Source organism: Kitasatospora sp. NPDC051702 (assembly GCF_040681575.1).
In the GTDB taxonomy this organism is placed as follows: Bacteria; Actinomycetota; Actinomycetes; order Streptomycetales; family Streptomycetaceae; genus Kitasatospora.
On the sequence record NZ_JBFAZB010000066.1, the window covers coordinates 34,211 to 42,094 of the forward strand.

Here is a 7,884-nt window from a genome sequence, read left to right on the forward strand (position 1 = left end):
ACCCGAATGGGGGAGACTGACCCCTGTCAGCTCACCCTGCCGGGAAGGTCGCCATGCGCCGCGTCGTCATCGCCGAGGACTCCGTACTGCTGCGGGAGGGCCTGACCCGGCTGCTCACCGACCGGGGCCTGGAGGTCGTGGCCGGGGTCGGTGACGGCGAGGGCCTGCTGAAGACCGTCCACGAGCTGGCCGCGGCCGGCGAGCTGCCGGACGTGGTGGTCTCCGACGTCCGGATGCCGCCGACCCACACCGACGAGGGGCTGCGGGCCTGCGTCGAGCTGCGCGGCCACTACCCGCAGCTGGGCGTGCTGGTGCTGTCGCAGTTCGTGGAGGAGCGCTACGCCTCCGAGCTGCTGGCCGGTTCCACCCGGGGCGTCGGCTACCTGCTGAAGGACCGGGTCGCCGAGGTGCGCGAGTTCGCGGACGCGGTGGTCCGGGTCGCCGAGGGCGGCACCGCGCTGGACCCGGAGGTGGTCCAGCAGCTGCTCAGCCGCAGCCGCAAGGGGGACGTCCTGGCCCGGCTGACCCCGCGCGAGCGCGAGGTGCTCGGCCTGATGGCGGAGGGCCGGACCAACACCGCGGTGGCCAGGCAGCTGGTGGTCTCGGACGGCGCGGTGGAGAAGCACGTCAGCAACATCTTCCTGAAGCTGGGCCTGGCGCAGAGCCCGGAGGACCACCGCCGGGTGCTGGCGGTGCTCACGTACCTCAACTCCTGACCGGCCGGGAGCGGAGCCCGGGGCACGACCGGGCCGCCGGAGCCCTCGGAGGGCCGCCGGAATGATCTCCGGAGGCCGGACGTTGGACCTCGTGTGCGGGTCGGGCGCGGGTCGGTGATTTCCCGCCGCACGCGGGAGTTCCGTCCCCGGCCGACCTCCCGCGCATAGGATGCGGGAGGTGCACCAGGCGGACGGGGCACGGGGCCGCGCCCGCGGTGGTGTGCCCACGAGGAGGTCCGCGGCAGTGACCAGTCAGGTCGATCAGTCAGAGGCAGTGGACGGCCCGGACGGCGACGAGGGTCGTTCCGGGAGCGGTGACGGACGCTCCGGCCCGACCGTGCCGGCCGGTCCTCCCGCCCCGGGAGGCCCTCCGCAGCGGCGGGCCAAGCCCATCCGCAGACTCGACCGGGTGATCATCCGTTTCGCCGGCGACTCGGGTGACGGGATGCAGCTCACCGGGGACCGGTTCACGTCGGAGACGGCGTCGTTCGGCAACGACCTGTCCACGCTGCCCAACTTCCCGGCCGAGATCCGGGCGCCCGCCGGGACGCTGCCGGGGGTGTCGAGCTTCCAGCTGCACTTCGCGGACCACGACATCCTGACGCCGGGGGACGCGCCGAACGTGCTGGTGGCGATGAACCCGGCGGCGCTGAAGGCGAACCTGGGGGACCTGCCGCGGGGTGCGGAGATCATCGTCAACACGGACGAGTTCACCAAGCGGGCGCTGGCGAAGGTCGGGTACGCGGCGGATCCGCTGGAGGACGGCTCGCTGGAGGCCTTCCACCTGCACAAGGTGCCGCTGACGACGCTGACGCTGGAGGCGCTGAAGGACAGCGGGCTGGCCCGCAAGGACGCCGAGCGGGCGAAGAACATGTTCGCGCTCGGGCTGCTCTCCTGGATGTACCACCGCCCCACGCACGGGACGGAGGCGTTCCTGCGCACCAAGTTCGCCAAGAAGCCGCAGATCGCGGAGGCGAACATCAGCGCGTTCAAGGCGGGCTGGAACTTCGGCGAGACGACGGAGTCGTTCGCGGTCTCGTACGAGGTGCCGCCGGCGCGGCTGCCGGCCGGGCGCTACCGCAACATCTCGGGGAACCTGGCGCTGTCCTACGGCCTGATCGCGGCGGCGCGGCGCGCCGAACTGCCGTTGTACCTGGGCTCCTACCCGATCACGCCGGCCTCGGACATCCTGCACGAGCTGTCCCGGCACAAGAACTTCGGGGTGCGGACCTTCCAGGCGGAGGACGAGATCGCGGGGATCGGCGCCGCGCTGGGCGCGGCGTTCGGCGGGGCGCTGGGCGTGACGACGACCTCGGGCCCCGGGGTGGCGCTGAAGAGCGAGACGATCGGCCTGGCGGTGTCGCTGGAACTGCCGCTGCTGGTCGTGGACATCCAGCGCGGGGGCCCGTCGACGGGCCTGCCGACGAAGACGGAGCAGGCCGACCTCCTGCAGGCGATGTTCGGGCGCAACGGCGAGGCGCCGGTGCCGATCGTGGCCCCGGCGACGCCGGCCGAGTGCTTCGACGCGGCGCTGGAGGCGGCGCGGATCGCGGTGACGTACCGCACGCCGGTGTTCCTGCTGTCGGACGGCTACCTGGCCAACGGCTCGGAGCCGTGGCGGATCCCGGAGGTGGACGAACTCCCGGTGATCAGCCCGGACTTCGCGACCGGGCCGAACCGGGAGGACGGCTCGTTCTGGCCGTACCTGCGGGATCCGAAGACGCTGGCGCGGCCGTGGGCGGTGCCGGGGACGGCGGGTCTGGAGCACCGGATCGGCGGCATCGAGAAGCAGGACGGCACCGGGAACATCTCCTACGACCCCGCGAACCACGACTTCATGGTGCGCACCCGGCAGGCGAAGGTCGACGGGATCGCGGTGCCCGAGGTGGAGGTCGACGACCCGAGCGGTGAGGCTCGGGTGCTGGTGCTCGGGTGGGGTTCGACGTACGGGCCGATCACCGCGGCGGTGCGCCGGGTGCGGGCGGACGGCGGTGAGGTGGCGCAGGCGCACCTGCGGCACCTGAACCCCTTCCCGGCGAACCTCGGGACGGTGCTGAGGAGTTATGACAAGGTCATCGTGCCGGAGATGAACCTGGGGCAGCTCGCGTTGCTGCTGCGGGCGAAGTACCTGGTGGACGCGGAGTCCTACAACCAGGTGCGGGGGCTGCCGTTCAAGGCGGCGCAGTTGGCGGACGTGCTGTCGGCGGCGATCGGCACCCTGGACGAGGAGGACCACCGATGAGCGAGAACGGCTTCCCGTCCCTGCGTCTGGTGCCCCGCGCCGAGGGCGCGCAGAGCGCCCGGGACTTCAAGACCGACCAGGAGGTGCGCTGGTGCCCGGGCTGCGGGGACTACGCGGTCCTGGCGGCGGTGCAGGGCTTCATGCCGGAGCTCGGCATCCGGCGCGAGAACACGGTGTTCGTGTCCGGGATCGGTTGCTCGTCGCGTTTTCCGTACTACATGAACACCTATGGGGTGCACTCGATCCACGGGCGGGCGCCGGCGATCGCGACGGGGCTGGCGTCCTCCCGGCCCGACCTGAGCGTGTGGGTCGTCACGGGGGACGGGGACGCGCTGTCGATCGGCGGCAACCACCTGATCCATGCGCTGCGGCGCAACGTGAACCTGAAGATCCTGCTGTTCAACAACCGGATCTACGGTCTGACGAAGGGCCAGTACTCGCCGACCAGCGAGCTGGGCAAGGTCACCAAGTCGACGCCGATGGGCTCGCTGGACGTGCCGTTCAACCCGTTGTCGCTGGCGATCGGCGCGGAGGCGACGTTCGTGGCGCGGACGATCGACTCGGACCGCCAGCACCTGCAGTCGGTGCTGCGGGCGGCGGCCGCGCACGAGGGCACCGCGCTGGTGGAGATCTACCAGAACTGCAACATCTTCAACGACGGCGCGTTCGAGGTGCTGAAGGAGCCGGGCACGCGCGACGAGGCGCTGGTCCGGCTGGAGCACGGGCAGCCGATCCGCTTCGGCGCGGGGCTGGCCGGCGGGGTGTTCCGCGGCCCGGGCGGTGAGCTGTCCGTCGGGGCGGTGACGCCGGACAACGAGGCGCAGGTGCTGGTGCACGACGTCCACGCGGCCAGCCCGGCGACGGCCTTCGCACTGTCCCGGATCGCCGACACCGACACCCTGCACCACACCCCGATCGGGGTGCTGCGCGACGTGCGGCGGCCGGTCTACGACGAGTTGATGGCCGATCAGCTGGACGCGGCCGTGGCCCGGCACGGGTCGGGCGACCTGGCCGGGCTGCTGGCCGGTGCCGACACCTGGACGGTGGACTGACCGCTCCGGACGGTGCGACGGCGCCCCCTCGGCCACCGGCCGAGGGGGCGCCGCCCGTTGTCGGGCCCGTCGTCGAGTCCGCTGTGGCGCCCGCCGTGCCGTGCGTCACTCCGCGGCCCACTCGACCAGCTCGATCACGACCCCGTTCGGGTCGGTGACCTGGAAGAGCTTCTCGCCCCAGGGCTCCTCGCGCAGCTCCATGGTGATCCCGGCGCCCTCCGCGCGCAGCCGCCGTTCCTCGCCCGCGAGGTCCGCCACGACGAAGGCCAGGATGGTGCCGGCCACCGTCCGGTGGCGCTGGTCCTCGGGCAGCACCTCGATGCCGCGGCGCAGGTAGACGACGTCGACGCCGCCACCCGGGTGCCGTAGCGAGACGAAGCCGTCGGCCGACATCGCCTCGGCGTAGCCGAAGTGGCGCCGGAGGAAGTCGGCGGAGGCGGTGGTGTCCTCGACGGTCAGGGCGATGGCGGAGGTGGTGATCTGCATGGTGGGCGTCCTCTCGTCGGCAAGCCGGCACGGTTATCCCGTACGCAGTACACTATACGCAGTACGTAGAATTGTGCCAGGGCTCTCCGCCGATGCGCGTGGGGAGGCCCCCGGGCGGGAGCCTCCCCACGGTGCGGTGCGGCGGATCGAGAGACGTGACGGGTGCGGCCGGCGTGACCCGGCGTCACCCGGTGCGGCCGGTCAGCGGCCGCGCCGGGTCAGTAGACGCAGGGGATGCCGCCGTCGGACTCCGCGTCGACCGCGGGGCCCTGCACCGGCAGGTTGGCGGTCGGGTCGCCCGGAGCCCCGGAGGCGCCGGCGCTCGCGGTGGCGGTGGGCTTGTCGTCGGCCGCTCCGGTGAACCCGGTGCCGAGGGTGACCACCACCCGGCCGGCGGGCGTCGCGGCGGACTCGGTGGGGCTCACGCCGTAGCGCGCGGCGACCAGGTCGGCCGCGTCCTTGGCGCCCTTGCCGTAGACGACGGTGGTGGTCTTCGGGCGGGTGCTCGCGCTGCCGGTGCGGCCGGCCTTGAAGCCCATCGCGACCAGCGCCTTGGACTCCGCGCCCGAGGAGACCCCGGCGGCGGTCGAGGCGTTGAAGACGTCCACGGTGGCGGAGGCCGCGGCGGCCGTCGTCGTCGGGGACGCGGTCGGCGTCTGGGTGGGCGTCGCGGTCGGTGCGCCGGGGGTGGCGGCCGCGGTGTCCGCGGGCGCGGGGGCGGGGGCGGAGTCCGCGTAGCCGAAGATCTGCTTGACCACCTTCTGGACCTTCGCCGGGGTGACCAGGTTGACGTCCTGGCCGTTGCGCTTGCCGAAGTCGTCGAAGGTCAGGGTGTTGAACTCGACGTTGCCGCCGGTGAGGTTGGGCGCCTGCTGGGCGAAGTCGAGGACGTTCCACTCGTTGTCGATGACGAGGTCCTTCTGCACCACGCCGAAGAGCTTCTGCAGCTTGCCCAGGTCGCTGACGATGCCGTCCTGCTTGAGCTTGTGCACCACGGAGGAGATGAACGCCTGCTGGCGGTGGGTGCGGGCGAAGTCGCCGCTGTTGCCGTCCGGGCCGTCCAGGTTGTGGCGCTGGCGGACGAAGGAGAGCGCCTGGGCGGCGTTGAGCTTGTTGATGCCCTTGTGGAAGTCGGCGCCGGAGCCCTGGCCCTCCATGGCCGGGTCCTTGGTGTCGTGGGTGAGGCAGACCTCGATCGGTTCGACGGCCTTGGCGATGTCGTAGAAGCCCATCAGGTTGACCTCGGCGATGTGGTCGACGGGCTGGTCGAGGAACTTCTGCACGGTCTGGATGGTGGCCGCCCGGCCGGCGTCACGGCCGGCCTTCTCCAGGTCCGCGCCCTTGAGGCCCTTCGCCTGGAGGCCCGGCGTGGCCTTCTCCTTGGCCTCGCCGTAGGCCTCCTTGATCTTGCGCATGCCGGCCTGCTTGCCGTCGGCGCCGTACGTCATGACGTAGTCGTCGCGGGGTATCGAGACGGCCTGCACCTTGCCGCCGCCGGCGGGTATGTGCAGCAGGATCAGCGAGTTGGTGTTGTAGCCGCCGACGTCGGAGCTGTGGCCGGCGTGCAGCTCGTCCTGGACGAACTCCGGCGGCAGGTCGGTGCCGTCCATGTTCTTGCGGCTGTCCAGGCCGATCAGCAGCAGGTTGACCGAGTTGTCGAGGTGCTTGGGCGCGTCCTTCTTCGTCCCGGCGATGACGTCGGAGGTGGTCATCCCGTCGGTGAGGGACGTGTACTCGTACCAGACCACCCCGCTGGCGGCGAAGACCGCCAGGGCCACCGAGCAGGCCGCGGTGCGGCCCGCGATCAGCAGCGGGGAGCGCCTGCGGGCGGGTGCCGGAGCCGCCTCCGCGGCCCGGTCGGCGTTCCGTTCCTCAGCCATGGGCCCTCCTCCGGCCCAGGACCACCCGGACCACCATCACCAGCGCGGCCGCGGCTGCGGCTGCGGCCATCACGGGGAATCCGTGCACCACCCACTTCGCGGAGCCGGTGGCCAGGGCCCTGCCCCGGTAGGCGTCGCCGTTGGCCAGCAGTTCCGCGCCGGCGGTGACCCCGAGGACCAGCAGCGGGGAGGCGGCGAGCACCCACCACCACCCGTTGCGGCCGCTGAGCGCGGCGGCCAGGCCGGTGCCGAGCACCGCGCCCACTCCGAAGGCCAGGCCGGTGCCGGGCCCGGAGAGCTCGTCGACCGCGGCGCCCGCCGCCGGCAGCCCGACGGCCAGCGCGGCGGGCAGGGCGGCGCCGCCGGGCAGCGGGCGGGCCGCTCCGCCCGACTGCCGCCGTATCCGCTGGTCGGACGTCCGTCCTCGTCGGCCCGCCACGTACTCACCCCCGGTCCTCGGTGCTGGTGCGCCACGGTGGCGCCCACGCCCGGCCGCCGTGTGGGGATCGGCCGTGCGCTGCCACTACTGGACGCTGTTGGTCGGCCGACTGGTTCCCTCGACCGGGTGAGCCGGGGCCTGCCGTCCACTTCTTTCTACACGGGTGTAGAGATCGGCAGCAGCATAGGACACCCTGGTCGGACGGCAACCCGGGCCGGCGCGGGCGAGATATACTACACCGGGTAGTTTTCTAGTTCGACGGACGAGGAGCGGTGCGGTGGCGGTGGTGGCGATGGGCGGAACGGGACGGCCGGAGAAGCGCGAGGCGATCGCGCGGGCCGCGACGGCGGTGTTCGGGCGAGAGGGCTACGTCCGGGCCAGCATGGACGCGATCGCCGCGGAGGCCGGGGTGTCGAAGCGGACGGTCTACAACCACTTCGCGGACAAGGAGACCCTCTTCCTCTCCGTCGCCCTGCACAACTCCGCCGAGCTCACCGAGCGGATCGCCGCCCTGATGGCCCGGTACCTCGACCGGGTCGTCGACCTGCGCCAGGACCTCGTCGACCTCGCCGTCGAGCGGGCCCGGGCCGTCCTGTCCGCGGGTGACCACGGCGCGCTCGGCCGGGCCATCCGCGCCGAGGTGACCAACATCCCGGCCGACGTGCTGGAGGCCTGGCTGGACGCCGGCCCGATCGCCTCGCAGCGTGACCTGGCGCGGCACTTCACCACCCTCGCCGACCGCGGACTGCTGGCCTTCGACGACGCGGCGCTGGCCGCCGAGCAGTACACCCTGCTGACCTTCCACGGCGTCGCCGAGCGCTCGTTCTGGGGGGCGCTGCCGGTCGCCGACGAGGAGGTCGCCCGGATCGCGGCGGACGGCGTGGAGGCCTTCCTGCGGATCTACCGAGCCCCGGCGGCGGGCTGACGCGCCCTCGCCGCGCCGGCCGCGGGCCGGGACGCCTCCGGTCTCCGGGCGGCGGGCCGACGCCCCGCGGGGTGGCGGGGGGGGGGGGGCGGGGCGCGCCCCCCCCGCCCCCCCCCCCGCCCGGGCACAAGGAATCCCGGGGGT

At 72.8% G+C, this 7,884-nt stretch carries 7 protein-coding genes; 4 read left to right on the forward strand and 3 right to left on the reverse strand.

The window, feature by feature from the left end:
* The first annotated feature begins 53 nt into the window (after positions 1 to 53).
* The 3 genes from AB0N04_RS35565 to AB0N04_RS35575 all read left to right on the forward strand — a co-directional run bounded on the left by AB0N04_RS35565 (position 54) and on the right by AB0N04_RS35575 (position 4,010).
* Entirely contained in the window at positions 54 to 716 is a 663-nt protein-coding gene (locus tag AB0N04_RS35565) for a response regulator transcription factor (RefSeq protein WP_360218898.1), read from the forward strand.
* A 220-nt stretch (positions 717 to 936) separates the two neighbouring features.
* Complete coding sequence (locus AB0N04_RS35570) at positions 937 to 2,958, forward strand: 2-oxoacid:acceptor oxidoreductase subunit alpha (protein WP_360218931.1); 2,022 nt, start codon at positions 937 to 939, stop codon at positions 2,956 to 2,958.
* The gene (locus AB0N04_RS35575) at positions 2,955 to 4,010 is read left to right on the forward strand and encodes a 2-oxoacid:ferredoxin oxidoreductase subunit beta (protein WP_360218901.1); all 1,056 of its coding nucleotides are present in this window, start codon (positions 2,955 to 2,957) and stop codon (positions 4,008 to 4,010) included. Before AB0N04_RS35570 ends, AB0N04_RS35575 begins: the two co-directional genes overlap by 4 nt.
* Positions 4,011 to 4,115: 105 nt before the next feature.
* Here the strand turns inward: AB0N04_RS35575 and AB0N04_RS35580 are convergent, their stop codons facing one another.
* From AB0N04_RS35580 to AB0N04_RS35590, 3 genes are all read right to left on the reverse strand, one after another.
* Positions 4,116 to 4,496 carry a VOC family protein gene (locus tag AB0N04_RS35580; RefSeq protein ID WP_360218904.1) on the reverse strand — a complete coding sequence of 127 codons (381 nt, stop codon included), beginning with the start codon at positions 4,494 to 4,496 and terminating at the stop codon, positions 4,116 to 4,118.
* Between the two features lie 218 nt (positions 4,497 to 4,714).
* Complete coding sequence (locus AB0N04_RS35585) at positions 4,715 to 6,376, reverse strand: LCP family protein (RefSeq protein WP_360218907.1); 1,662 nt, start codon at positions 6,374 to 6,376, stop codon at positions 4,715 to 4,717.
* On the reverse strand, positions 6,369 to 6,815 hold the full coding sequence (locus AB0N04_RS35590; protein ID WP_360218910.1) for a DUF6542 domain-containing protein: 447 nt from the start codon (positions 6,813 to 6,815) through the stop codon (positions 6,369 to 6,371). Before AB0N04_RS35590 ends, AB0N04_RS35585 begins: the two co-directional genes overlap by 8 nt.
* Before the next feature lie 277 nt (positions 6,816 to 7,092).
* Here AB0N04_RS35590 and AB0N04_RS35595 point away from each other — a divergent pair, with 277 nt between their 5' ends.
* Positions 7,093 to 7,740: a TetR/AcrR family transcriptional regulator gene (locus AB0N04_RS35595; protein WP_360218913.1), complete on the forward strand. Its 648-nt coding sequence runs from the start codon at positions 7,093 to 7,095 to the stop codon at positions 7,738 to 7,740.
* The last annotated feature ends 144 nt before the right edge of the window (positions 7,741 to 7,884 follow it).